This window comes from Streptomyces sp. NBC_00568, from assembly GCF_026341855.1.
Taxonomy (GTDB): Bacteria; Actinomycetota; Actinomycetes; order Streptomycetales; family Streptomycetaceae; genus Streptomyces.
Genome location: NZ_JAPENW010000001.1, coordinates 3,821,149 through 3,847,230, shown reverse-complemented (window position 1 = coordinate 3,847,230; position 26,082 = coordinate 3,821,149). Strand labels below are relative to the sequence as shown.

General features: G+C 71.7%; 19 protein-coding genes and 1 pseudogene. 8 read left to right on the top strand and 12 right to left on the bottom strand.

The genetic code is table 11. The features are described from left to right. Positions 1–129 precede the first annotated feature (129 nt). Positions 130–1,341 (top strand): globin domain-containing protein, encoded by a 1,212-nt coding sequence (locus tag OOK38_RS16835; protein WP_266848566.1) that lies wholly within the window; start codon positions 130–132, stop codon positions 1,339–1,341. A gap of 47 nt (positions 1,342–1,388) precedes the next feature. Here the strand turns inward: OOK38_RS16835 and OOK38_RS16830 are convergent, their stop codons facing one another. The 6 genes from OOK38_RS16830 to OOK38_RS16805 form a co-directional block, all read right to left on the bottom strand. Then, positions 1,389–2,384, bottom strand: a complete 996-nt coding sequence (locus OOK38_RS16830; RefSeq protein WP_266765721.1) for a nucleoside triphosphate pyrophosphohydrolase — start codon at positions 2,382–2,384, stop codon at positions 1,389–1,391. A 145-nt stretch (positions 2,385–2,529) separates the two neighbouring features. Then, entirely contained in the window at positions 2,530–3,189 is a 660-nt protein-coding gene (locus OOK38_RS16825; RefSeq protein ID WP_266759571.1) for a SurA N-terminal domain-containing protein, read from the bottom strand. 137 nt (positions 3,190–3,326) lie between these two features. Then, the gene (locus tag OOK38_RS16820) at positions 3,327–4,154 is read right to left on the bottom strand and encodes a glycoside hydrolase domain-containing protein (RefSeq protein ID WP_266759573.1); all 828 of its coding nucleotides are present in this window, start codon (positions 4,152–4,154) and stop codon (positions 3,327–3,329) included. 222 nt (positions 4,155–4,376) lie between these two features. After that, entirely contained in the window at positions 4,377–5,900 is a 1,524-nt protein-coding gene (locus tag OOK38_RS16815; RefSeq protein WP_266759575.1) for a serine/threonine-protein kinase, read from the bottom strand. Further along, positions 5,897–6,487: a hypothetical protein gene (locus OOK38_RS16810; RefSeq protein ID WP_266759577.1), complete on the bottom strand. Its 591-nt coding sequence runs from the start codon at positions 6,485–6,487 to the stop codon at positions 5,897–5,899. The genes OOK38_RS16815 and OOK38_RS16810 overlap by 4 nt, the downstream gene beginning before the upstream one ends. A gap of 163 nt (positions 6,488–6,650) precedes the next feature. Further along, positions 6,651–8,681 (bottom strand): N-6 DNA methylase, encoded by a 2,031-nt coding sequence (locus tag OOK38_RS16805; protein ID WP_266759579.1) that lies wholly within the window; start codon positions 8,679–8,681, stop codon positions 6,651–6,653. Between the two features lie 363 nt (positions 8,682–9,044). On the opposite strand from OOK38_RS16805, the gene OOK38_RS16800 reads away from it, so the two are divergent. Both OOK38_RS16800 and OOK38_RS16795 read left to right on the top strand, forming a co-directional pair. Continuing rightward, the gene (locus OOK38_RS16800; RefSeq protein ID WP_266848564.1) at positions 9,045–9,737 is read left to right on the top strand and encodes a hypothetical protein; all 693 of its coding nucleotides are present in this window, start codon (positions 9,045–9,047) and stop codon (positions 9,735–9,737) included. Between the two features lie 71 nt (positions 9,738–9,808). Next, positions 9,809–10,558: a hypothetical protein gene (locus OOK38_RS16795; protein WP_266759583.1), complete on the top strand. Its 750-nt coding sequence runs from the start codon at positions 9,809–9,811 to the stop codon at positions 10,556–10,558. Positions 10,559–10,605: 47 nt separating this feature from the next. Here OOK38_RS16795 and OOK38_RS16790 read toward each other — a convergent pair. Both OOK38_RS16790 and OOK38_RS16785 read right to left on the bottom strand, forming a co-directional pair. Beyond that, positions 10,606–10,725 (bottom strand): annotated as a pseudogene (locus OOK38_RS16790) (N-acetyltransferase); the annotation flags it as partial. Between the two features lie 154 nt (positions 10,726–10,879). Continuing rightward, entirely contained in the window at positions 10,880–11,611 is a 732-nt protein-coding gene (locus OOK38_RS16785) for an HNH endonuclease family protein (protein ID WP_266759585.1), read from the bottom strand. 162 nt (positions 11,612–11,773) lie between these two features. Here OOK38_RS16785 and OOK38_RS16780 point away from each other — a divergent pair, with 162 nt between their 5' ends. Then, on the top strand, positions 11,774–11,965 hold the full coding sequence (locus OOK38_RS16780) for an antitoxin (RefSeq protein WP_266759587.1): 192 nt from the start codon (positions 11,774–11,776) through the stop codon (positions 11,963–11,965). A 501-nt stretch (positions 11,966–12,466) separates the two neighbouring features. Here OOK38_RS16780 and OOK38_RS16775 read toward each other — a convergent pair. Continuing rightward, a complete protein-coding gene (locus OOK38_RS16775; protein ID WP_266759589.1) occupies positions 12,467–13,384 on the bottom strand; it encodes a hypothetical protein in 918 nt (305 codons plus the stop codon). Positions 13,385–13,537: 153 nt separating this feature from the next. Between OOK38_RS16775 and OOK38_RS16770 the strand changes: the two genes are divergently transcribed. Further along, positions 13,538–14,128: a TetR/AcrR family transcriptional regulator gene (locus tag OOK38_RS16770; protein WP_266759590.1), complete on the top strand. Its 591-nt coding sequence runs from the start codon at positions 13,538–13,540 to the stop codon at positions 14,126–14,128. A 188-nt stretch (positions 14,129–14,316) separates the two neighbouring features. Here OOK38_RS16770 and mfd read toward each other — a convergent pair whose 3' ends face one another. From mfd to OOK38_RS16755, 3 genes are all read right to left on the bottom strand, one after another. Continuing rightward, on the bottom strand, positions 14,317–17,868 hold the full coding sequence (gene mfd, locus OOK38_RS16765) for a transcription-repair coupling factor (protein ID WP_266759591.1): 3,552 nt from the start codon (positions 17,866–17,868) through the stop codon (positions 14,317–14,319). A gap of 354 nt (positions 17,869–18,222) precedes the next feature. After that, complete coding sequence (locus tag OOK38_RS16760; RefSeq protein WP_266759593.1) at positions 18,223–20,802, bottom strand: ABC transporter permease; 2,580 nt, start codon at positions 20,800–20,802, stop codon at positions 18,223–18,225. Further along, positions 20,799–21,587 carry an ABC transporter ATP-binding protein gene (locus OOK38_RS16755; RefSeq protein WP_266759595.1) on the bottom strand — a complete coding sequence of 263 codons (789 nt, stop codon included), beginning with the start codon at positions 21,585–21,587 and terminating at the stop codon, positions 20,799–20,801. Before OOK38_RS16755 ends, OOK38_RS16760 begins: the two co-directional genes overlap by 4 nt. 482 nt (positions 21,588–22,069) lie before the next feature. On the opposite strand from OOK38_RS16755, the gene OOK38_RS16750 reads away from it, so the two are divergent. The 3 genes from OOK38_RS16750 to OOK38_RS16740 all read left to right on the top strand — a co-directional run bounded on the left by OOK38_RS16750 (position 22,070) and on the right by OOK38_RS16740 (position 26,080). Further along, on the top strand, positions 22,070–23,563 hold the full coding sequence (locus tag OOK38_RS16750; protein WP_266765722.1) for an MFS transporter: 1,494 nt from the start codon (positions 22,070–22,072) through the stop codon (positions 23,561–23,563). Positions 23,564–24,071: 508 nt separating this feature from the next. Further along, positions 24,072–24,449, top strand: a complete 378-nt coding sequence (locus OOK38_RS16745) for a DUF485 domain-containing protein (RefSeq protein ID WP_266765723.1) — start codon at positions 24,072–24,074, stop codon at positions 24,447–24,449. Continuing rightward, on the top strand, positions 24,446–26,080 hold the full coding sequence (locus OOK38_RS16740) for a cation acetate symporter (protein ID WP_266759597.1): 1,635 nt from the start codon (positions 24,446–24,448) through the stop codon (positions 26,078–26,080). Before OOK38_RS16745 ends, OOK38_RS16740 begins: the two co-directional genes overlap by 4 nt. Positions 26,081–26,082: the final 2 nt, after the last annotated feature.

Sequence of the window (26,082 nt, the reverse complement as noted above, 5' to 3'; positions counted from 1 at the left end):
GACCGGCGATCGGGCGGTACCGGGGAAGCCCGGCGGCGACGGAGAGCGCCCCTGCCCTTTTCACCCCAGGCTGTCCAGACATGGCCGGCTGTTTGACTCGGCCGCTCGGCACCTCCCTACATTCACGCAGTGGACCCCGAAATACTCAGATCCAGCTTCGCGGTCGTGGAACGACGGGCCGAGTTCGCGGTCAAGTACTTCTACTCGCATCTGTTCCGCCACCACCCGGAGCTCCGCGGGCTGTTCCCGGCGGACCTCCCGCAGGACATGGAGCGGCAGCGGGACCGGCTCTTCGCGGCGCTCACGTTCGTCATGGACGGGCTGGAGGATCCGGAACTGCCCCGGTACCTGAGGGATCTCGGCCGGGACCACCGGAAGTACCTGGCGCAGCCGGACCACTACGCCGCCGTGGGGGCGAGCCTGATCGCCGCGTTCGCCTTCGTCGCCGGTTCCGCCTGGAGCGCCGAGGCCGAGAAGGCCTGGGCCGAGGCGTACGAGGCGATCACTCACCTCATGCTGCAGGGCGCCTGGGAGGCCCAGCACCACGGCGAGCCCCGCTGGTGGGACGCGGAGGTCGTCGCCCGCACCCGGCACGGCGACGACCTCGTCGTCCTCACCCTGCGGCCACGGCAGCGGCTCACCTACTCCCCCGGTCAGTACGTCAGCGTCAACATGCCCCAGCTGCCGTGCGTCTGGCGCCCCTACTCCCTCGCCAACGCGCCCCGCGCCGACCGCACCGTCGACCTGCACATCAGCCGCGTCGAGGACGGGGTGCTCTCCACCGCCCTCGTCCGGCAGACCCGCGTGGGCGACGTACTGCGGCTGGGCGCGCCCGGCGGCGGCCTCACCCTGCGGACGCCGGCCGACCGGCCCCTGACCCTCATCGCGGCCGGCACGGGCTGGGCCCCGGTGAAGGCCCTGCTGGAACAGCTCGACACATCCCACGAGGCCCGCCTGTTCCTCGTCGCCCGCGACATCGCGTACCTCTACGACCGGCCCGCCGTCGAACGCCTGCGGGCCCGGCTCCCCCGGCTCGCCGTCACCTTCATCACGCCCGCGCCCGGCCGCCCCAAGGCGCAGGCGACGGAACGGCTGCTCACCGCGCTGGGCAACCGGGCCGGCTGGACCCGGCACGACGTCTACATCGCCGGTCCGCCCGATCTCGTCGAGGAGGTCGGCGAGGCCCTTCCCGCCCTCGGCGCACCGGCCGACCGTGTCTTCCACGACCTGCTGCCGCCGACCGGAGAGAGCCGGCCCCGCCCGCTGGGCGCGGCGGAGTGGCTGCTCGACCGCCCCGTGCCGAACTGGCACAACCCGGCGGACCGCGCCACGGGGCCGTGACTCCGGCCGCCGTCAGTCCTCCCCTTCGCCCTCCCCGTCTTCGCCCCTCACCCTTCCTCGTCCTGGTCCCCGTCCTGGTCCGTCCCCACGAAGCCCTCCGCCACGCGGATCGCGTCCCGGTACGCCCGGGCCGCCGCCCGCAGCGCCGCCTCCGGGTCCACGCCCTCGGCCTCGGCGCGCGCGGCCATCGCCAGCAGCTCGTACCCCACGCCCTCCCCGGCGGGCAGCGGGACCTCGAGTCCCGCCGTACGCACCCGGGACGACAACTTGGCCGACAGGGCCAGGCCCGGCTGACCCAGCGGGACGCCGTCGGTGACCGAAGTGCGCCGCTTCTCCTCGGCCTTGGTGCGCAGCCAGTGCGCCTTGACCTCCTCGGGCGTCGTGGCCGTCTCGTCGCCGAAGACATGGGGGTGACGGTGGATCAGCTTGGCGACGATGCCGCCGGCCACGTCGTCGATCGAGAAGGGGGCCTCCTCGTCGTCCTCGGCGATCCGGGAGTGGAACACGACCTGGAGCAGGACGTCACCGAGCTCTTCGCGCAGCTCGTCCCGGTCGCCCTCCTCGATGGCCTCGACGAGTTCGTACGCCTCCTCGATGCCGTACTTCGCCAGGCCCTTGTGGGTCTGCTGGGACGACCAGGGGCACTCGGCACGGATGCGGTCCATCACCTGGACGAGGTCGAGCAGGCGGGCGCCCGGCAGGTCGTACGAGGCGGGGAGCAGCTCCAGGTCCGGCATCTGTACGCGGCCCGAGCCGGCCAGCCGGGCCAGGCCGTCGGTGAGGCGGGGCTCGCCCTCGCCGGTGGCCACGACCACCAGCGAACGGCCGCCGGCACACGCGTCGACCAGGTCCTCCGCGGTCGGGGACTCCTCGTCGACGGTGATGCCGGCCTCGCGCAGATACGGGATCTGCGGGTGCGCGCCGTCCGCGCACAGAACCCGGTCGGCGCCGTGCAGCGCCTGCCAGGCGGGCCAGGACAACAGCCCGGGCGCGACTCGGTGGCTGGTGGTGAGCAGGACGATACGGCCGGGGCCTGGGTCCACGACGGTCGCGTCGGCAGCGGTCCGCTCGTCGCCGTCGAAGCTGCTGGTTGCGTTCACCCCTCGAACGTAACCCACACCGCCGACAGCCCCCGAAGCCGTCCACAGGCCCGGGGGCACCGTCGGTCGGCCGACGGCCCGGAGACGGTCACGCCGGCTGCTGGGTCCCCGTCGCCGTGACCTCCCGCAGCCACGGCGTCTTCGCGTCGACGCGGCTGCTCTTCTGGACGTCCCAGGACCCGTAACGCGGGTTCAGGTCGACGTCGAGCTGCTTGGAGGCGGCGGACATCGCCTTCCAGAAGGCGGCCTTGCCGTCGGTGGTGTTCATGTCGGCACCGAGCGCGGAGGCGAGCTTCCGGGCCTCGATCTCGGTGCGCAGGCTGTCGTCGAGGTGCTGCGGGGCCACGCCGTAGTTCGTCAGCCAGGCCGTCTCCAGCGCTTCCGAGCCGCCCGCCTGCTGTTCGAGGGCCGCCCGCATCTGCTGGGAGTCCTTGCGGGTCACGCTCACCCCGGCGTTCTTCGCCGCCCGGTCCAGCACCCGGTCCAGGACCATGCCGTGCAGGGTGTCGCGGGTGAGGGTGCCGGTGTTGGCGACGACCTGCTCGTACTGGGCGTCGTCCTTGCTGGCGGCCCGCTGCGCCGAGCGCACTTCGTTCACCCGGCTCTCCAGCTGCGCGACGGTGATCCGCCGGCCGTCGACGACGGCCGCGGCGCCCGGATGGGCCTCACTGCCACAGCCGGTGAGGAGAGGGGCCGCCGCGACGATCGCGGCGGAGAGAACGAGCGCGGTGCGACGGCGGCGGTGCAAGGAAGCCTCCCGAGGAGATTGTGCGGCGGTGCACAAAGTCTTGCGGTGATCGATGGTAGGCAGTGGCCCGCCTCTCGGCCAGCCATTCGACCAACGATTCGCGACGACTTCGGGCACCGCCGCACGTCACATCGTCCTCAGCCCGTGATCGCCACGGGCGCGTCCCACGCGTCCCGGTCCACGGTGATCGTGTAACCGCCGCGGGACTCCTTGCTGTTGACCATGTACTGGTGGGCGCGGCTGTGGCCGGTGAACTGGGTGGCGCCCCACGGCCAGTCGGTGGTCGTGGTGTTCTTCTTGTCCCACAGCGCGTACCAGAGGTTGCCCGGCAGATCCGTCTTGTCGGTCGCGGTCGCGACGGCCTTGGCGCTGGAGCTGGTGAAGCCGTAGTAGCCGGTGCGGTACGTCTTGGCGTGCAGGGCCTTGTCGAAGGCGCGCACGTACGTCAGCACGGCGTCGTTGCACGCCTTGTTCGTGACGTCGTACGACTCCATGTCGAGGTAGATCGGGCTGCCGGCCTTCATACCGAGGGCGGAGGCCTTGGCGACCGCGTCCGCGCCGTCGGTCGCGCCCAGGGACGCGGCGGTCGCTGCGGTGAGCTTCTCGGGGCTGCTCCCGGTCTGGCAGGACGGCTGGGCGCCGACGTACAGCGGGATCAGCTTCCAGCCCACCGTGCTGACCGACTTCACCCAGGACGCGGTCAGGTTGGGCTGGCTGCACCCGCGGTTCTTGCCGCCGATGTACACGGCGGCCGCTCCGTAGAAGCCGGTGTGCCAGGCCTTCATCGCGTTCAGCGAGGGCGCGGCGCAGGTGTCGAAGGCGCGGCCCGTGAAGGTCTTCTGCGCGGGCCACGTGGTCGCGGCCATCGAGTTCTGCGCGGCTGCCCCCGCGCCGGCGACCACAGCGGCGCCCGCCGCGGCCCATGCCGCGTATCTGCGCTTCTTGGAATGCCGATGGCTGGACATGAAACTCCCACCCCATGGTTCATGTGTCGGGTGCGCGGGTCACGCGGGCGTGCGGCGCGCATCGAGTGGGCGCCGCGCGCGTGCGGCGCACGAAAGCGGATCGCACCGTACCGAGCGCGCCGCCCCCGTTCGGGAAACAGCGCACCTCGATCATCACAAGCTTCGGCCAAGCCGGCGCAAAGCCTTCGAGGCTGGACCGGCAGGAGCACCCGGTTCCGGGGCCTAGCCCCTCACCTGCCCCAGCCACTGGAGGGTCCGCCGGATCTCCGCAGCCATGGGGTACCCGGGGCCGCGCAGCCGTTCCACGTCGTGCAGGAGTCTGGCCAGCGTGTCGTGGGCGGCGCCGCGGTCACCGAGGGCGAGCAGCAAGTGGCCCATCCTGCGGCGGACTTCGAGGGAGATCTCCGGGTCCCCGGCGACGTACTGGTTCTCGTAGTACGGCAGCAGGGCGCGGTACTCCGCCAGCGCGGCGGCGGGTTCCCCGAGCTGCTCCAGGCACTGGGCCGCGTCGTAGCGGAAGCGCAGGGACTGCGGGTCGGCCTGGCCCGCCTCGGCGGCGCGCTCGTCGGCGAGACGGCGCAGTTCGGGCAGCGCGCGGCGGTACTGACCGTCGTCCATGAGCGTGGCCGCGTACTGCTTGCGCAGCGTGCGCACGACGGGCGAGTGCTCCCCGTGCTCGGCGGCGGCCGCCGGGAGGATCGAACCGAGGATGTCCACGGCCTGCGTGATGCGGCCCTCGCCCAGCAGCCGCTTGACCTCGTCGACGGCGCCCGCGACATCGGGCTTCTCCACCGCGGGCGCGGCCTGCGGCTGGGTCGCCGGCGTGCGCGCCCGGTCCGGCCACGGCGCGTGCGGGCGCAGGAAGGGACGCGTGGGGTCCAGCGGGGCACCGGTGGGCATGCCGCGGGCCGGCAGCAGCGGGAGCAGTTGCTCGTACGTCTCCTGCGCGGACGCCGGCCGGTGCTGCGGGTCCTTCGAGAGCAGGCGCAGCACGAGGTCCTCCAGCGCGGGAGGCACCTCGGAGCGCAGTCGGCGCACCGGGAGCGGCGGCTCGTAGAGGTGCCGGTGCAGCACGCCGAGCGCGGTCGAACCGGAGAACGGCACGTCACCGCTGAGGAGTTCGTGCAGCAGCACACCGAGCGCGTACAGGTCGGTGTACGGGCCGACCGCGCCGCCCATCGCCTGCTCGGGGGCCATGTAGGCGGGGCTGCCGATCGGGGAGCCGGTGTGGGTCAGCCGCGTGGTGTCGGTGTCCATGACGGAGGCGACGCCCAGGTCGAGCACGGTGACCGTGCCGTCCTGCTTGACCATCACGTTCCGCGGCTTGAGGTCGCGGTGCACGATCGGGACGGCGTGCACCGCGCTCAGCACCGCGCACAGTTGGGCGGCGACCGCGACCGCCCACTGCCAGGGATACGGGTCGTGCTCGGCGAGATGGTCGGAGAGGTCCGCCCCGTCCACGTACTGCATGACGAGGAACAGTTCCTCGCCCACGCTGCCCGCGTCGTGGACGGTGACCAGACCGGGGTGGTCGACCTGCGCGGTCACCCTGCACTCCCGCACGAAGCGGCGGCGCAGCTCGTCCGCCTCCTGGCCCGCGACCTTGTCGGGACGCAGCAGCTTGACCGCGACCCGCCGGTCCAGGCGCTGGTCGTAGGCGGTCCAGACCTGACCCATGCCGCCCTGCCCGATGAGCGTGGACAGTTCGTAGCGGTCCGCGATCACACGGCTCGTCGCCACACTCATCTGCCGTCCCTGCCGTCTTCGTGCTGACCGTCGCGCTTACGGAGATAGTCACTGAGTTCGTCGAGCTCGGCCCGCACCTGGTCGATCCGCGCGGGCGCGGGCCGCTGCGGCGGAGGCGGCATCACGGGGACCTGCTGCACGGGCGCCACCGGCTGCTGGGGGACCGGGGTCGCGTACGGGGACGCGGCCTGCGGATACCCGTAGCCCTCGGCCGGGTGGGCGGTCTGCGGATAGACGAACGGGCGCGGCCGGCTGTAGTGGCGGATGTCCGCGAACAGGAAGTAGCCCGTGCAGGCAGCGGCGTTCAGCAGCAGGATGATCATTCCGACGTTGCCGTTCGGGCTGCTGAAGTCGTCGGTGTGGTCGGTGCTGAGGTAGCCGAAGCTGATCCCCATGGCCGCGAGCGAACCCACGAAGATCCACCAGTCGGCGGCCTTGCGGGTCACGAGCGCGACGCGCAGCGTGGCGACCCACGCCAGGAAGCCGATGCTCAGGAGCGGCACCGCTGCGAAGATCACGCGCAGCACGACCAGCACCCCGGTCGAGGGGCGCTTCGGCGGAGGCGGCGCGTAGCCGTGGCCGTGCATGACTGCTCCTGGAGGCCTGATGGGGACGGACGTACGAGTTGGGAGTCCGAGCGTATAGGCCGACGAGGACAACCGGTCCCGGGTTGTACCGAACCGTTGTCGTGCTGATCGCTTCGCGTGCCCCGGCGGTCTCCGGGAGCCCCTGCGGGAAACTCCCGTTCCGTCAGCCCGGCGTGACCGTCCCGTCCGTCAGACCGTCGTACATCCCCCGCACGAGCTGCTCCCCGAGCCGCCCCGCGCGCCGCAGCGCCTCCTCGAACTCGGCGAGCGCGCGGAAGCGTTCCCCGTAGCGGCGCTGGTCGTCCAGCGCGAGCCGGGGCAGTTGCAGGCGCCGCACGTCGAGCCGGGTGGCGGTGGACGCGTAGCTGCTGGCCTGCCGGTTGTTCGCGGTGCCGCGCAGGAAGCCCGCGAGGAACCACGGGTCCAGGGAGGCCGGATCGGGGCGCAGGAGCGTGAGATTGCGCCCCAGGACGGCGCCCGCCGTGTCCTCGTCGACCACGCGCGCCATGGAACCGCCGCCCAGCACGGGGACCACGACATCGCCCGTCTCGACGAGGACGGCTTCCTCCTCCCCCTCGGGGAGGCTTCCGGACGGCGCGGTTCCGGCGAGCACGTCATGGTCGGTGAGCACCGCCGCGCGCCCGGGGGCGCTGTTCCCGCCCGTGCGCAGCAAGAGGGCTCCCCCGCGCGCGAGTTCACCGACGGTGATCAGCGGCCAGCGCACGGGGGGCATGCGCTGCGCCTCGGCGGGCGTGAGATCGGCGGTGAGGCGCAGGGTGTCGCCGAGGTGCTCCCGCACGCTCGCGAGCCGCTCGGTGCCGCCTCCGGCGGCGGCCGGCGGAAGATGGCGCGCGGGTGCCAGGTCGACGTCGTCGTCGAGGAGCTCGATGACCGGGACCGAACGGCTGAAGCCCGGCCGCTCCGGCGCGGTGCCGGTCCGTTCGAAGGGCCGCCACGCCTCGAGCACCGCGCTGCGAACGGCCGCCCAGTCGAGGCCGCCGCGGCCCTCCCCGGCCGACGCGCCGCTGTCGACGACGAGCAGCTCGGGCTGCGCGGGCGCCTTCTCGGGGCGCCGCAGCACCCAGATGTGCAGCGGGATGTTGTACGGGGGCGCCGCGCCGACCGGCAGGGCGATCACGGCACGCAGGGCACCGCGGCGCAGCAGGTCGGCGCGGATACGGCGGCCCGAGCGGCGCGAGGCGGCGGCCGGCGGCATGAGGACGGCGGCGGCGCCGCCGTCCTTGAGGTGGGCCAGCGCGTGCTGCACCCAGGCCAGTTCGGACTCCGTACGGGCCGGGAAGCCGTACTCCCAGCGGGCGTCGTAGGCGAGCTCGTCGTGCCCCCAGTTCCGCTCGTTGAACGGCGGGTGGCACAGGACGACGTCGGCCTTGAGCACGGGGTGCGCGTCCGCGCGGAGGCTGTCGCCGGCGGCGGTGCGGACGGCTGCCTTCCCCTGGAGCGCGAGCCGCAGCCCGGAGAGCGCCGCGAGCTCGGGCGCGCTGTCCTGGCCGTAGAGCTCCTGGTCCGGCCGGGGCGCCACGGCGCGCAGGAGCGCACCGGTACCGCACGCCGGATCGAGCGCCGTGCGGGCCGGTCCGACGAGCTCGGCCATCAGCGCGGCGAGGTCGCCCGGCGTGAGCGTGTACTGGCGCGGGTTGGCGTCGAGGTGGCGCCCGAGCAGGAACTCGTACGTCTGCCGGGCGCCCAGTTCCGCGGCGAGCTCGGCGGCTCCGCGCAGCAGCGGGGCGGAGGCGAGCAGCGCGGGGCCGGTCGGTGTGTTCACAGCGCGCTCGCGCGGGACGCCGAAGCGCGGGGTGATCACCTGGTCGAGGGCGGCGGGCAGCAGGGCGGCGAGCCGTTCGTCGGATCCCGCGCTCAGCTCCAGCCAGTCGGTGGGGCGGTCGTGGATGAGCAGGAGCACGCATCCGGCGTGGACGAGTGCGGTGACCGGGCCTTCGGGGTGGCCTGCGAGCTGCTGCCAGACGCGTTCGCGCAGCGGGACCTCGGCGAGTTTGCCCTGGTCGCGCAGCCAGGCCTCGACTTCGGCGAGGGCGAAGGAGGGGCTGCTCTCGGTGCCGCCGACCGGTTTGGGGAAGTCGGCGTGCCGGCGGCGCCAGTTGCTGACGGCCGCGCGGCCGACTCCGGCGAGCCGTGCGATTCCGGCGGCGGTCACCTCTGTCGCGTTGTGCTGCACCCGCCCGGCTCCCCTCGTTCTGGTCGGCGACCCCTGTGGGCCCTTGTGGCACATCTGCGGCCCGAGACACCCGTCCCTGCTGCGGCGTCCGGACGTTCGTGGCACCCGTGGCGCCGGTCCGGCCCGCACGCGCCACACGGCTCGTGACACCCGTGGCCCACCGTCCCGGTCTGTGACGCCGAGCATACCGACGAATGCAAGATCTACCCCTTCACGCCCGTGTACACAGCCTTTCTCGTGCATCGTGTTGACTCGGTTCACACGCTCTGCTGTTATTGACCCATCGAACGGGCAAGTCGCCGGGACGAACCGGTCGCCGTGCGTGTTCGCGCAATCTGTTCACAGCCAGGGGAGGGCGCAGTCATGGGCATCAAGGTCAAGCTGGGACTGGGGGCCGTGGTCGGCATCGTCGTGATCGGTGCCGTGTCGGCGAACGGGAGCAACAACGGAGACAGCGGTTCCGGCGACAACGGCAAGGAAACCTCCGCCGCCCAGCACGAGTCCGGCAAGAAGGCGGACACGAAGAAGGGCGGCACGGCGGACAAGGCCGCGAAGAAGGTCGCCTTCGAGGGGGACGGCGACTTCCAGGTCGGCAGCGACATCAAGCCCGGCACCTACCGGACCACGGGCAACACCGACGGCATGTGCTACTGGGCGCGCGCCAAGGACGCCTCGGGCGAGATGGACTCCCTGATCGCCAACGACAACGTCAGCGGCACCAGTTACGTGACCGTCAAGGCGAGCGACAAGCTCTTCCAGACCAAGGACTGCGAGGACTGGGAGGCCGTCGACGCGAAGGCGTCCGGATCGCCCGCCACGCGGATGAAGGGCGACGGCGGCATGTACAGAGTCGGCGCGGACATCGCCCCCGGCACCTACAAGTCCAGCGGCAACGCCGACGACTCCTGCTACTGGGAGCGCGACAAGGACGCCTCGCACTCCATGAACTCCATCGTGGCCAACAACAACGTGTCCGGCACCGCCGTCGTCACCATCGGCGCCGGCGACGCCTACTTCAAGACGGCGGGCTGCGGGGACTGGAAGAAGACGGGCTGACGCCGTCCCGCCACCCCGGAAACCGCTCCCCCCACCCTCTCCATCACCCGACACCACGCCAAGGAACTCTCATGCGTCGCACCGCACTTGCCGCTCTCTGCCTCGCCGCCGCGGCCACCGCGGGCCTCACCGGCTGCCTGCCCGGCGAGACCAAAGCGGACAGCAAGCCGAAGGGACCGTTCGCCGGGCTGTCCGGGGGCGAGATCGCCGACCGGGCCGTGAAGGCCACCACGGGTGCCACCTCGCTCCGGATGAAGGGCGACGTACCCGACGACGAGGACGGCGGCACCATCCGGATCGACATGGCACTCGACAAGAAGGGCGAGTGCGCCGGAACGATGAACATGAAGGGCCAGGGCAAGGCCGACCTCATCAAGACCGGCGACACCGTCTACATGAAGTACGACGAGGCGTTCCTGCGCGCCCAGGCCGGGAGCGACTCCAAGGCCGAGACGGACGGGGTCGTGGACATGCTGGCCGGCAAGTGGACCAAGATGTCCGCGACCGGTTCCGACGCCAAGGACATCGCGGGCTTCTGCGACCTCGACTCCGTGCTCGCCGAGGCGGGGGACGTGAACTCCGATGCCACCCGCGGCAGGACGACCACCGTCGACGGGACCCCGGCGATCGTCCTGCACGAGAAGGACGGCAAGGACCGGTACACCCTGTACGTCGCCACCCAGGGCAAGCCCTACCTGCTGCGGGTCGACAGCACCTCCGCCAAGGACCCGGGCACGATCACGTTCAGCGAGTACGACAAGCCGGTCGCCGCCGACAAGCCCGCCGGGCAGATCCTCGACCTGGACAAGCTGGGCAGCTGACGACCCGCCGTTCACCGCCCCCGCGTCGAGCTCAGACGGAGTGCCGCAGCACTGGGGCGGACGGGGGCCGCCACCTCGTCGAAGCCGCGTGCCCGGGCGTTGTCCCGCATCGCGGAGAGCATCCGGGCCGACAGTCCGCCGCCCTGGACGTGCGGGGCGACGACGATCGGCTGAAACCCGAATTCGCCCGGCTCCGCAACGAGGCCTGACACGCCGTGCATCGGGTCCCGGTCCCGGCCTCGGTCCCGGCCTCGGCCTCGGTCACAGGCGCATCCCACCAGGCTTGGCCGGGGGTACACGTCAACGCGCGCCCCCTTACGCCTAGTTCGCGTGGAACCTCTTCGGCGCCGTCGTCGAGTTTCCGCCCGAGGGGAGCTTCTGGCCCGGGCAGCCGGCCAGCACCTTCTTCATGGCCGCCTTCTCGGCGCCGGTGACCCACAGCCCGTACTTCTTCTTCACGGCCACCTGTGCGGCGACATACGTGCAGCGGTACCCCTTGTTGGGCGGGAGCCAGGTCGCCGTATCGCCGTCACCCTTGCTGCGGTTGGCGCTGGCGCCGACGGCACGGAGGTTGAGCGGGTCGTTGGCCAGCGCGATCCGCTTGCTCGCGTCCCAGTACTTGGCGCCCTTCTGCCAGGCGTCCGAGAGCGCGACGAGGTGGTCGATGTCGACCAGGCTGCGCCCGCGGGTGAAGGTGACGTCCTTGCCGCCGTACGGATCCGGTTCGAGGACCCCACGGGACACCCTGCACGTGCCGTCGCTGAACTTCACTTCCTTCAGGTCCCGCTTGAGGATGTCGTCGCGGGTGTCGCAGTGGTTCGAGTCGGTGTCGGCCCACGCCGTACCGAACCGCTCCCTGCTGTACCCGGTCTTGGGCGCGCGCCCCTTGACGGTCAGTGAGTCCACGGCGGTGAGTGCGGCGCCACCGCCGCCGGCCTTCGTCTCCTCCGGTCCCGCGGAACCGATGGCATCCTTCTTGCAGCCGCTGACTCCGGCCCCTATGACGACCAGCACCACCGCGGCAGCAGCCGCCCCACCCCTCAGACGCGCCACGACGCCCCTCCCCTTCGCCTCCCCGGATCCGCCCCGCTCGGGCGTGTTTCCCGTCTGCCCAAGGTAGCGGCCGCCATTCCTCGGCCCTACCAGGCATCGATGGGCAATCGGGGCATGCCGGGCGTATCGTCGGTCGTGAGTCACCCCCGGAAGGAGCTCTGGATGGGCATCTTCGACAGGTTCAAGAGCAGCCGGGCGGCACAGGACAAGGCAGGAGACATGTCCGACGCCGCAGAGAAGCAGGTCAACAAGAAGACCGGCGACAAATACACGGACAAGGTCGACGACGCGCAACAGAAGGCCGAAGGCGCGATGGGCATGGACCGCAACCGTGACCGGCCCGGACAGCCGTAGCCGGAGCGATCCGAGAACGCGCACCGATCGGCCCGCCGTCGGCCGCCGCGCACCGCACCCGAGGTGCCGTGTGAAGGCGCCGAGCCACTCCACTCGGAACCGAGGCGGCAGGTCGGCTCCCCCAACAGGTCCGCCGACCGGCCGATGAAGCCGATCAGTGGCGGCGAGCGCGGTGCGGTTGGTGCGCCCAGTACGTCCACTCCCAGTACGTCCACTTCAGCCCCATCACGGCGCCTCGCCGGGTGGGGCTGAAGTCGTTACACCTCCGCGGGCTGGGGCTGGGGGCGTTGCACTCTCGCCGGGTGAGGCCGGCGGTCGTCGCACCCTCGCCGGGTGGGGCTGGAGTCGTTACACCTCCGCGGGCTGGGGCTGCGGGCGTTGCACTCTCGCCGGGGGCTGGCACCGATCCTTCGCCGGGTGGGCCGGGGGCGTTGGGGTGCTCCCGGCCCTTGCCCGCGCGTTCCCGACCGACCGTCGCCGTCAGACCTTGCCGATCGGCCGTCAGACCTTGCCGATCCCCAGCGTCGTCTCCGACGGCAGCAGTCCCGAGCCCAGCACCGCGACCCAGAACTCGCCGAGCAGATCGGCGAGGCGGGCGACGACGTCCGGGCCGAGCGACTGCCATGGGGCGGAGGCGAGTCGGTCGGTGTGCAGTTCGACCTGGCGGCGCAGTTCGCGGCCGGCGTCCGTGGCGACACCGTCCTCGTCCACCAGGCCACGGGCGATCAGGCGATCTCTCCCCGCTCCCCACTCCTCGGGGCTCCAGCCGCGGCTCTCGAAACGCTCCACGGAGGCCGCCCCTATCGCCGCGAAGGAGACCAGGGACTCGACCGGGTCCAGCCCGGCGACCAGCAGGGCCGCGAGGTGGCCGTCGCCGCGGTGTTCGCGCAGGATCGTCGCCGCATGCCACAGCTGGAGGTGCGGGGCCTCGGGCCACACCAAGTCAGCATTCGCGGCGGCGAGTTGACGCCCCGCCGCATTCACGGCCTCGGCCGCGCGGCGGGCCAGCGCGGCGGCCTCGGCGAGTTCGGGGCTGGTGACGCGGTCGCCGAATATCGCGCGGTACGCCCGGTCGACGGCCCGCTCGCGCGCCGCGAGCACCTGGTCCGGACTCACCTTCTCCCACGCCGACTTGATGTGCTCGTCGACCATGCGCGGGCTGAAGCTGTAGAAGGCGGAGGCCACCCGCCCGCCGCCGACGGCCCCCAACGGCGCCGCGCGGTAGGGGAAGTAGCTGGGCCAGCGCTCCTCGGTCCCGTATCCGAGCGCCGCCGCCTCCTCGAAGGCCTCCGGCGCGTAATACAGCACGGCGTGCAGGGGCTCCAGCAGATGCCAGAGCTGGCGCACCCGGCCGAGCTCGACGCCCGCGCCCTCCTCCGCCACGCTCGCCCCGCTTGTCTCGCTGACGTTCCCCGACATGACTCCACCCCTCGTCACGTAACGACACGCTCCACAACTTGACACTGCCAAGATTGCCCGACCCGACCCAACTTGTCAATGACTAGATCCATCGGCCCGAGAACCGGGAGCCTTCGAACTTGGCAATGACTAGATTCGGCGTACGCTGCTGTCATGAATCCCGCGAAGACCAGCGGCTCCGCGCGCCCGTACCACCACGGGGACCTGCGCCGCGCCATCCTCGGCGCCGCTCTCGACGTCATCGCCGTCGAGGGGCCCTCCGCGCTGAGCCTGCGCGACCTGGCCCGCCGCGCGGGCGTCTCGCACGCCGCCCCGGCCCACCACTTCAAGGACCGCACCGGCCTGCTCACCGCCATCGCGGCGGAGGGCTACGGCCTCCTGGCGACCGCGCTCGACGCGGCCGACGACCTGCGGGACGCGGGCGTGCGCTACGTACGTTTCGCGCGGGAGCATCCCGCCCACTTCCAGGTCATGTTCTCCCCGGAGCTGCTCCGCGAGAACGACGTGGAGCTCACCGCGGCGAGAGCGCTCGCGGGCGAGCGTCTGCGCGCCGCCGTCTCCGCGCTCCCCTCGGAGGGCCGCGGCCCCGACGCCCGCCTCGCCGGCGTCGCGGCCTGGTCCCTCGCCCACGGCTTCGCCACGCTCCTGCTCAGCCACAATCTGGACGCCCAGGTGGGCGAGCAGGACCCCGGCGAGGTCTTCCACGCCCTGACGGGCATGCTGTTCCGCTCCCCGCGGCCCTGACCGGCGGAAGGCTCCGGGCGGACGTCCCACCCCACAGGAGCCGTCCGCCGGAGGGCTCGGCCGTCCCCGGACCCGGTTCCGGCGGAGAGCTCGGCCGTCCCCGGACCGGTTCCGCCGGATGGCCCGGCGGCCGGCGATCCCCGGAGCGTGGCCATCCCCGCGGCCGGGTCCCCTGACGGCCCCGGGGCCTAGGACCCCAGGATCGAAGCCAGGAACTCCCCGGTCCAGCCGAGCAGTTCCCTCCCGACCAGCGGCTTTCCGCCGACCTTCGCGGTCTTCGGGCGGGGGACGAGGATCTGGTGGGCGGCCGGCTTGATGACGGTTCCCGGGTACAGACGCTTCAGGCGCAGCTCCTGGGACTCCCTCAACTCCACCGGCGCGAAGCGGATGTTGTTGCCCTGCAGGACGATCTCGCCGACCCCGCAGGCGCGCGCGAGCATCCGCAGGCCCGCCACGAGGAGCAGGTTCTCGACCGGCTCCGGGAGCTTGCCGTAGCGGTCGACGAGTTCCTCCCGTACGGCCTTGACGTCCTCCTCCGTGTTCGCGGAGGCGATGGACCGGTACGCGGCGAGACGCAGCCGCTCGCCCGGCGCGTAGTCGTGCGGGACGTGCGCGTCGACCGGCAGCTCGATCTTGACCTCGAGCGGCGGCTCCTCCTCCACCCCGCCTTCCAGCGAGGCGCGGTAGTCCGCGACCGCCTCGCCCACCATGCGTACGTACAGGTCGAAGCCCACGCCGGCGATGTGACCCGACTGTTCGCCGCCGAGCAGATTGCCCGCGCCGCGGATCTCCAGGTCCTTCATCGCCACATACATGCCCGCGCCCATCTCGGTGTGCTGGGCGATGGTCGCGAGACGCTCGTGGGCCGTCTCCGTGAGGGGCTTCTCCGGCGGATACAGGAAGTAGGCGTAGCCGCGCTCCCGGCCGCGGCCGACCCGGCCGCGCAGCTGGTGCAACTGCGAGAGACCGAAGTTGTCGCCGCGCTCCACGATCAGGGTGTTCGCGTTCGAGATGTCGATGCCCGACTCGACGATCGTCGTGGACACCAGCACGTCGAACCTCTTCTCCCAGAAGTCGACGACCACCTGCTCCAGGGCCTGCTCCCCCATCTGGCCGTGGGCCGTCGCGATCCGCGCCTCCGGGACGATCTCCCGGAGCCGGGCGGCCGCGCGGTCGATGGACTCGACCCGGTTGTGGATGTAGAAGACCTGGCCCTCGCGCAGCAGTTCACGGCGGATCGCCGCGCCGATCTGCTTCTCCTCGTACGGGCCGACGAAGGTCAGCACCGGGTGCCGTTCCTCCGGCGGGGTGGTGATCGTCGACATCTCGCGGATGCCGGTGACCGCCATCTCCAGGGTGCGGGGGATCGGCGTCGCGGACATCGTCAGGACGTCGACGTTGGCGCGCAGCTTCTTCAGCTGCTCCTTGTGCTCGACGCCGAAGCGCTGCTCCTCGTCGACGATGACCAGGCCCAGGTCCTTGAACTTCGTCTCGGAGGAGAACAGGCGGTGGGTGCCGATGACGAGGTCCACCGCGCCTTCGCGCAGCCCCTCCAGGACGGCCTTGGCCTCGGTGTCCGTCTGGAAGCGGGACAGCGCGCGGACGTTGACCGGGAACTGCGAGTAGCGCTCGGAGAACGTGCCGAAGTGCTGCTGGACGAGCAGGGTCGTGGGCACCAGGACCGCGACCTGCTTGCCGTCCTGCACCGCCTTGAACGCGGCGCGGACGGCGATCTCCGTCTTGCCGTAGCCGACGTCGCCGCAGATCAGGCGGTCCATCGGGACCGTCTTCTCCATGTCGTCCTTGACCTCGGCGATCGTGGTCAGCTGGTCGGGCGTCTCCGCGTACGGGAACGCGTCCTCCAGCTCGCGCTGCCAGGGCGTGTCGGCGCCGAAGGCGTGGCCCGGGGCCGCCATCCGCGCCGAGTACAGCTTGATCAGGTCGGCGGCGATCTCCTTGACCGCCTTCTTCGCGCGCGCCTTGGTCTTGGTCCAGTCGGCGCCGCCCAGGCGGTGCAGCGTCGGGGCCTCGCCGCCGACGTACTTGGTGATCTGCTCCAGCTGGTCGGTGGGGATGTAGAGGCGGTCGCCGGGCTGGCCGCGCTTGGCGGGGGCGTACTCGACGACCAGGTACTCGCGGGTCGCGCTCTGGACGGTGCGCTGCACCATCTCGATGTAGCGGCCGACACCGTGCTGTTCGTGCACGATGTAGTCGCCGGTCTCCAGGGTGAGCGGGTCGATCGTCTTGCGGCGGCGGGCCGGCATCCGGACGCCGTCCTTGCCCGCCGCCTTCTGGCCGGAGAGGTCGGTCTCCGTCAGGACGGCGAGTCTGAGCGCCGGGTCGACGAAGCCGTAGTCGATGGAGCCGCACGCCACGTGCACGACGGACGGGCCGATCTCGGTGAGGTCGGTGTCCAGGCGGGCGGCGATGCCCTCGCCGCCCAGCACCTCGACGGTGCGGGCCGCCGGGCCGTGCGCCTCGGTGACGTAGACCGTGTGCCAGCCGTCGGCCAGCCAGCCCTTGGTGTCGGCGAGCGCGCGGGCGGTGTCGCCCCGGTAGGTCTCGGGGGCGTGCATGCCCAGCTTGAGGGTGTCTCCCACGCCTCCGGCATAGCTGTCCGTGAGCTCCCCGTCCGCGGCGAACGGCGACACCGACCACCACATCATGTCCAGCTCGCGCGCCCGGTCCCGTACGTCCGCGATGGACCACAGGGAGGCGGCGCCGACGTCGATGGGCGCCTCGCCGCCCCCGGCCGTCGCGGCCCAGGACGCCTGAAGGAACTCCTGTGAGGTCGCCACCAGGTCCGACGCCCGCGTCCGTACCCGCTCCGGATCGCAGACGACGGCCATCGCGTTCTTGGGCAGGACGTCGAGCAGCAGCTCCATGTCGTCGACAAGGACCGGGGCGAGCGATTCCATGCCTTCCACGGCGATGCCCTCGGCGATCTTGCCGAGGAGTTCGCCCAGTTCCGGGTGGGCCTCGGCGAGCGCCGCGGCCCTCGCCCGCACGTCCTCGGTGAGCAGCAGTTCGCGGCAGGGCGGGGCCCACAGGCCGTGGTCGGCGACCTCCAGGGAGCGCTGGTCCGCGATCTTGAAGTAGCGGATCTCCTCGATGTCGTCGCCCCAGAACTCCACCCGCAGCGGGTGCTCCTCGGTGGGCGGGAAGACGTCCAGGATGCCGCCGCGGACGGCGAACTCGCCGCGCTTCTCGACGAGTTCGACGCGGGAGTACGCGGCTGCCGCGAGCGCCTCGACGGTCTCGCCCAGGTCGGCCGTACTTCCGGAGCGCAGGACGACGGGTTCCAGGTCGCCGAGGCCCTTGACCTGCGGCTGGAGGACCGAGCGGACGGGAGCGACGACGACGGACACCGGGCCGGTCTCGGGGTCGTCGGGGCGGGGGTGGGAAAGGCGCCGCAGCACGGCGAGGCGCCGGCCGACGGTGTCGGACCGGGGCGAGAGCCGCTCGTGCGGCAGCGTCTCCCACGACGGGTACTCCGCCACGCCGTCCGGCGGGAGCAGGGAGCGCAGAGCCGCGGCCAGGTCCTCGGCCTCGCGTCCCGTGGCCGTCACCGCCAGCACCGTGCGGCCGGTCTCGCGGGCGAGCGCGGCGATGGCGAAGGGGCGCGCCGCGGGTGGGCCGACCAGGTCGACGTACATCCGGTTGCCGTCGGCGGCGGCCTTCACCGCTTCCTTGAGGGCGGCGTCCTTGACGACGGCGTCGAGCAGACCGTGCAGGCTCATGAAGGGCTTCCATCCCGGGGAGTGGGCAACGCGAGACGCCCGACACGTGGGACGGGCCGGGGGTAACCCAGCCTACGACTCCGCGCCCGCTCGCGCGTGGCCGTCCGTTGAGGGCCCGGCCCGCTACCGGTGACCCTCCGCACACGCCGCCGGCGCGGCCGGTCGCAGGGCTGCCGCCGGTCCGGCGTCGGGCGCCGGACCGGACCCCGCGCTCCGGGAACGGTCCGGGACGGGCACTCCGGGGACGGCCCGGGACATGCCGTGGGCCCGGCCCGAGGAGAGTGACTCTCCCCGGGCCGGGCCCGTCCCCCGCAACCCCCGTACGCGGTGGCTCGTTCCGACCGTCCGCCGCGGCTAGTCGGTGGCGATCGCGTTCAGTACGTTCATCCGGCCGGCCCGGAACGCCGGGATCAGGGCGGCGAACAGGCCCACGAAGGCGGATCCGACGAAGACCCCGATGATCGTCGGCCAGGGGATCTCCAGGACGTTCAGGCCCTCCAGGGCGAGGAGCTTCTGGGCCGTCGCGCCCCAGCCCATGCCCAGGCCGAGGCCGAGCAGCGCGCCGAAGAGGGCGATGACCACGGACTCCATCCGGATCATGCGGCGGAGCTGGCGGCGCGAGAGGCCGATGGCCCGCATCAGGCCGATCTCCCTGGTGCGCTCGACCACGGACAGGGCGAGGGTGTTCACCACGCCGAGCACCGCGACGATGATCGCGAGGGCCAGCAGGCCGTAGATCAGGTTCAGGAGCTGGCCGATCTGGTCCTTCATGGCCTGCTTGTAGTCGGTCTGGTCGCGGACCTGGTACTGCGGGTAGTCGTGCAGGGAGGACTTCAGGGCCTTGTACGCGCTGTCCTGCTGTCCGTCCTTGGCCGAGGCGAAGACCAGCTCGTCCAGCGGCATCTTGTCGGCCGGCACGTACTTGGCGAGCGTGGCGATGGAGATGTACTTCGAGCCCTTGTCGATGACCGCGTCGCTGCTGGTGATGGCGCGGACCGTCAGGTTCGCGGTGGCGCCGTCCTTGAAGGCGACCTTGATCTTCGACCCGAGGTGGATGCCGTGGTCCTTGGCGAACTTGTCGTGCACGGACATCGAGTCGGGCAGGTAGGCGTCCTTCAGGTCGCCTGCGACGGTCTTGGTCCGCAGGTCGGTGGCGTACGACGGGTCGGCCGCCGTGATGTCGGTGTCCTTGAGCGTCTTGCCGTCGGGGGTGGTGTAGTCGCCCTCGGTGACCCGGTACTCGGTGACCCGGGACAGCCCCGGTGTCTTCTTCACGGCCTGCACGGCCTGGGGCGTGATCGGCTGACCGCCGTCATTCTGGATGATGAAGTCGGTGCCGACGGTTTTGTCGAGCTCGTCGGTCGCGGAGGCGACCATGGAGGAGCCGACCACCGACAGGCAGGCGACCAGCGCGAGGCCGATCATGAGGGCGGCGCCGGTGGCGCCGGTGCGGCGCGGGTTGCGCAGGGCGTTGCGCTCGGCCAGGCGTCCCACCGGGCCGAACCCCCGCAGCAGGACCGCGCCCAGGACGCGCACCACACCGCTCGCGAGCAGCGGGCCGATGACGACGAACCCGAGCAGGCTGAGCACCACTCCGAGGCCGAGCCACATCGAGCCCTCGCTCGCCTTGGTGGCGTCGGCGGCGAGGTAGAGGCCGAAGCCGCCGGCGCCGGTGAGGAGCAGGCCGAGCACGGCCCGTACGACTCCGGCCTTCGCGTCGGCGGGGGCGCCGGCGTCGCGCAGGGCGGCCATCGGGGAGACCTTGCCGGCCCGGCGGGCGGGCAGATAGGCCGCCAGGACCGTGACGACGATGCCCAGCACCATGCCGATCACCGGGGTCGTCCAGGTCACCGTCAGGTCGTCGGTGGACAGGTTCATGCCGGTCATGCCCATGAGCTTCATCAGGCCGACGGCGATGCCGACGCCCGCGCCGACACCGAGAACGGAGCCGACCGTGCCGAGAAGCAGTGCCTCGACCAGGACCGAGCGGTTGACCTGCTTGCGGCTGGAGCCGATGGCCCGCATCAGACCGATCTCGCGGGTGCGCTGGGCGACGAGCATCGAGAAGGTGTTGATGATCAGGAAGATGCCGACCAGGAAGGCGATCCCGGCGAAGCCGAGCATCGCGTACTTCATGACGTCCAGGAAGCCGCCCACGTCCTGGCTGTTGGCGTCGGCGGTCTCCTTGGCGGTCTGCACCTTGTAGTGGCCGCCGGTCGCAGCCGTCACGTCCTGCTTGAGCCGGGCGTCGCTGACTCCGGCGGCGGCGGTGACGTTCACGTTGGTGTACACGCCGGTCTGGCCGACGAGCGTCTTCTGGGCGGTCGGCGTGTCCAGGTAGAAGATCGCCGCGCCGGGGTTGGTGACGGTGAAGGTGGCGATGCCGGAGATCTTCGCGGTGTGCGTGCCGACGGCGCTGATCACGCCGATCTCGTCACCGAGCCCCAGGTGGTGCTTGTCGGCGGTGTCCTTGTCGACCATCACCTGGTCGGAGCCCTTCGGCGCCGCACCGGAGGTGACCTTCATGGTGCGGGCTTCGTTGGCGTTCCAGCTGCCGACGATGGTGGGTGCGCCGCTGGAGGGCGACAGACTGTCCTTGTCGGCGTCGACGACGGTCACCGCGCTGGAGAAGACAGTGCCTTCCGCCGACTTCACGCCCTGCGCCGCGCGGACCTCGGTGAGCACGGAGGCCGGCATGACCGGCGGCTTGCCGTTCCCGGAGGTCGTCTCGCCGGTGTCCGAGGCGCTCTTCGCGCTCACCGTCACATCGGAGGAGGTGGCCGCGAAGAGCTTGTCGAAGGTCGTGTTCATCGTGTCGGTGAACACGAGCGTGCCGCAGACGAAGGCCACCGACAGCAGGACCGCCACGGCGGAGAGCGCCATGCGTCCCTTGTGCGCGAAGAAGTTGCGCATCGAGGTCCTGAGGACGGTCATGACGTCCGCCCGCGGGAGTCGAAGTCCTTCATGCGGTCCAGGACCTGATCGGCCGTCGGCTGGTGCATCTCGTCGACGATCCGGCCGTCCGCGAGATACAGCACGCGGTCCGCGTACGAGGCCGCCACCGGGTCGTGCGTGACCATCACGATGGTCTGGCCGAGCTCGTCCACCGAGCGGCGCAGGAAGCCCAGCACCTCGGAGCCGGCCCGGGAGTCGAGGTTCCCGGTCGGCTCGTCGCCGAAGATGATCTCGGGGCGGGCCGCCAGGGCACGGGCCACCGCGACGCGCTGCTGCTGGCCGCCGGAGAGCTGGTTCGGGCGGTGCTTGAGCCGGTCCGCGAGCCCGACGGTCTTGACGACCTGGTCCAGCCAGGCCCTGTCGGGCTTGCGGCCCGCGATGTCCATCGGGAGCGTGATGTTCTCCAGGGCGTTCAGCGTCGGCAGCAGGTTGAACGCCTGGAAGATGAAGCCGATCCGGTCACGGCGCAGCTGCGTCAGCTTCTTGTCCTTGAGTCCGGTGATCTCGGTCTCGTCGAGGAAGATCTGGCCGGAGGTGACGGTGTCGAGCCCGGCGAGGCAGTGCATCAGCGTGGACTTGCCGGACCCCGAGGGGCCCATGATCGCGGTGAACCGCCCCCGCGCGATGTCCACGTCGACGTGGTCGAGGGCGACGACACGGGTCTCCCCCGACCCGTACGCCTTGACGACCTGCCGCGCCCGCGCGGCAACGGCCGTACGCCCTCCAGTGCCCTCGTGCCTGGGAATGCTTACAGCCGATGTCACGGTATGTCTCCTAAGTCGGTCAGCAGGGGAAACTGCTGGGCGGCGAAAGTCGGCGAGCGGTTGCGAAGGGCCAAAAGGCCCGCGTCCCTTGGGACGCGGTGCGTCGGCCACGTCCGTAAGTCTGGTGCCGGGAGGGGGTCGGACGCGCTGGTGCACGGCCCCGTCTTCTGCTGGGGAAAACCCCACCCCCGTTGGTGCGGTCCGTACGACCTGACGCCCTCCCGGCGGCGTAAAGCCAGGTTAAGGACGGCCACCGCCCCGCCTCATCCTCCGGTGGGACGAACCCTCCCCGAGCCGCAGTACGGAGATCCCCCTAGGGGCCTCCACCTTCCGGTGGACAAGTTCCCAGGGTTCACCTCCACCCTCGGGCCCACTCAGCGTCCACCCTCCCCCAAGGTGAGGCTCAAGTGGGAAGCTGGTCCCGGCAGATAGATGCAGGGGGAAGGAATCCCGTGGGCGAGGGGGACACCGAGATACCGGTCGTGCGGGCGGACCCGCCCCGGGCGACCGGCGCCGAGACCCGGCGGCGCCGCGCCGTCGTCGCGGCGCTCATGCTGGCGATGGGTCTGGCCGCGCTCGACTCCACCATCGTGTCGACCGCCGTTCCGCAGATCGTCGGCGACCTCGGCGGATTCTCCGTCTTCTCCTGGCTGTTCTCGGGCTACCTGCTGGCCGTCACGGTCACGCTCCCCGTCTACGGCAAGCTCTCCGACACCTTCGGCCGCAAACCGGTCCTGGTGGCCGGCGCCGCCGTCTTCCTCCTCGGCTCGCTGCTCTGCGCCACCGCCTGGAACATGGCCGCGCTCATCGCCTTCCGCGTCGTGCAGGGCCTGGGCGGCGGCGCCCTCCAGGGCACCGTGCAGACACTCGCCGCCGACCTCTACCCGCTGGAGGAGCGCCCGAAGATCCAGGCCAAGCTGTCCACCGTGTGGGCGACCTCGGCGATCGCGGGTCCCGCCCTGGGCGGAGTCCTCGCGGCGTACGCCGACTGGCGGTGGATCTTCCTCATCAACCTGCCGGTCGGCGCCCTCGCCCTGTGGCTGATCGCCCGTCATCTGCACGAACCGCAGCGGGCCCCGCTCACCCGGCGGCCACGGATCGACTGGGCGGGCGCCCTCGCCGTCTTCGCCTGCGGCGGCGTCCTGCTGACCGCGCTGGTGCAGGGCGGCGTCGCCTGGGACTGGCTCTCGGCACCCTCGATCGCCCTGTTCGGGACGGGGCTTGTCCTCGTCGCGGTCGTCGTGGCCGTCGAGCGGCGGGCCGCCGAGCCGATCATCCCGGGCTGGGTGTGGCGCCGCCGGACGATCGCCGCGGTCAATCTGGCGCTCGGCGCGCTGGGCCTGCTCATGGTCGCGCCGACCGTCTTCCTGCCCACCTACGCGCAGGCGGTCCTCGGCCTCGCCCCGGTCGCCGCCGGATTCGTGCTCTCCGTATGGACGTTGAGCTGGCCGGTGTCCGCGGCACTGAGCCAGCACGTCTACCGCCGCATCGGCTTCCGCAACACCGCCATGCTCGGCATCGGCACGGCGAGCCTGCTCCTGCTCGCCTTCCCCTTCCTGCCCTATCCGGGCGAGCCGTGGCAGCCGGCCCTGCTGATGCTGCTGCTGGGCGGCGCGCTCGGGCTCTTCCAGCTCCCCCTGATCATCGGCGTCCAGTCGTCCGTCGGGTGGGCCGAACGCGGCACGGCCACCGCCTCCGTCCTCTTCTGCCGGCAGACCGGACAGACCATGGGCGCCGCCCTGTTCGGCGCCGTCGCCAACGGGGTGCTGGCCGCGCGGCTCGGCGGCGCCGGGGATCTCGACGCGGTGACCCGCGCCCTGGACGCGGGCGCACCGGCCGGGCAGCTGCGCCACGCGGTCGCGGACGCGGTCCACGCTGTCTATCTGGGGGCCGCCTGCGCCGCCGCCCTCGCCTTCCTGGTCCTGCTGTTCGTCGCACCGCGCCGCTTCCCGGTGCTCACGGACCCCACGGACTGACACCGGCTCACGAGCCGGCGGCACGCCCGCTTCCGACGGCACCCCGACGCCTCGCGCGTCCTCGGCGCGCTCCCGCGGACCGACCGCGGTACGAAGACCACCCATCGGTCACCGCGGCCACTCCCTTCCCCCACGCGAACTCCAGGGGAACTCCACAGGTAAACGCGGGTAACACTCCAGGTCAACGAAGTAAGCGCGTACCGACCGCCCAGTTTGGTGAAACGCTCGCGCGTCCCTGCTACCTACGAGTAGCGTGCGCTGCTCACCCCCCGCTCCCTGCGGTCCCGCACCGGACCCGAGCCACGCAAGGAGAACCGGGATGCCCGACGCGTTCTCGTCCCCCGAGCACCCAAGGCCACGTCAGCAGCGCCCGCACCAGCCGCAGTACCCGCCACAGCAAGCCCCGCAGTACCCGCCGCAGCAGGTCCCGCGGAACCCCCCGTACCCGCCGTACACCCAGCAGCCCCAGCAACCCGGATATCCGGCGCCCGGCCCCGCCCCCTCCCGGCTGACCTACCCCTGGCAGCCCCAGCCCCGGCCGCCCGCGCCCGCGCCACCGCGCATGCCGCGTCACCAACCGCTCGGCCGGCACAGCGACATCAGGCTCCTGCGCGGCGCCTACCGCTGGCAGCGGCGCGTCGCGACCCTCACCGCGCTCGGCTACTTCACCGTCTTCCTCCTCCTGTCGGCCTTCGCGCCGGCACTGATGACGAGCACGGTGTCCGGCGGACTGTCGACCGGCCTGCTGCTCGGTCTGCTCCAGGTCCCCGTCACCTGCCTGGCCATCGGACTGTACGAGCACACCGCGCGCCGACGCGTCGACCCGATCGCGGACCGGCTCCGCAAGCAGGCAGAACTGGAAGCGAAGCGAGGGACCGCACGATGACGGGGTTCAGCACTTCCGCGCAGACCATGTCACTCGTGGCGTTCACGGCCGTGGCCACGATCACCCTGCTGCTGTGCGTGATGACCGGCCCGGACCGTGACGACCTCGACGAGTTCTACACCGGCTACGGATCGCTCTCACCGATGCGCAACGGCCTCGCCATCGCCGGGGACTACATCTCCGCGGCGACCGTGCTCGGCACCGGCGGCGTCATCGCGCTGGCCGGCTACGACGGCGTCGTCCTCGCCCTCAGCACGGCCCTGTCCCTGATGCTGCTGATGTTCCTGCTGGCCGAACCGCTGCGCAACGCGGGCCGGTTCACCATGGGCGACGCGCTCGCGCGCCGGACACCGGGCCGCGCCGTCCGCAACACGGCCTGCGCGGTGACCATCGTGGCGCTGCTGCCGCTGATGCTGGTCCAACTGGCGGGCGCGGGCGACCTGCTGGCCTTCATCCTCGGCTTCTCCAACGACTCCCTCAAGACCGGCTGCGTCATCGGCCTCGGCGCGCTGATGATCAGCTACGCGGCGATCGGCGGCATGAAGGGCACCGCCCTCATCCAGATCCTGAAGATCGTGATGCTGCTCGGCTCGGGCGCGGTGGTCGCCGTGCTCGTCCTGCAGCGCTTCGACTGGAACCCCGGCGCGCTCCTCGACGCCGCCGCCGGGAACAGCGGCGTGGGCCCCGCCTTCCTCCACTCGGGACTCCAGTTCACCGGCGGCTCCAGCCCCCGCCTGGACATGATCACCTCGGAGCTGACGGTCGTCCTCGGCGGCGCCTGCCTCCCCCACATCACCATGCGCATGTACACGGCGGACAGCGCCCGCCAGGTGCGCCGGTCCCTGTCCTGGGCGGTGCCGTGCGTGGCGCTGTTCGTGCTGATCATCAGCGTCATCGGGTTCGGCGCCACGGCCATGGTCGGCCGCGACGTGATCGCCGCGGCCGATCCCCAGGGCAACACGGCCTATCTGCTGGGCTCCAAGGCCGTCTTCGGCGCGTCCGTCTCCACGGCCGAGACGCTCCTGTTCACCACCGTGACGACAGCGATCTTCCTGACCCTGCTCGCCTCCGTCGCCGGGATGATCCTGGCCTGCGCCAACTCCCTCGCCCACGACGTGTTCGCGCACAGCCGGCTCTTCCGGGGCCGCCGCCACGACGACCGCATGTCACCGCGCCGCGAGATGCTCCTCGCCCGCATCTCGGCGCTGGCCGTGGGGGCGCCGGCCATCCTGCTCGCCACCCTCGCCCAGCACCGCAGCCTGCAGCCCCTGGTCACCCTGTCCTTCTGCATCGGAGCCTCCGCGATCGCGCCCGCGCTGGTCTACAGCCTCTTCTGGCGCCGCTACACCCGCACCGGCCTCCTCGCCACCCTCATCGGCGGCACCCTCACGGTCCTCCTCCTCATGCCCGGCACCAACCTCGTCTCCGGCTCCCCCGCCGCCGCGTTCCCGGACGCCGACTTCAACTGGTTCCCGTTCACCACGACCGGCCTCGTGTCGATCCCGCTGGGGTTCGCCTACGGGTGGCTCGGAACGGTGGCCTCGGGCCGCCGCAAGGCGGAGGAACAGCGCAAGCAGTACGAGGCGGTGGAGGGATGGATCCTGGCGGGGGCGGTGCGCAGAGGACGCTGACT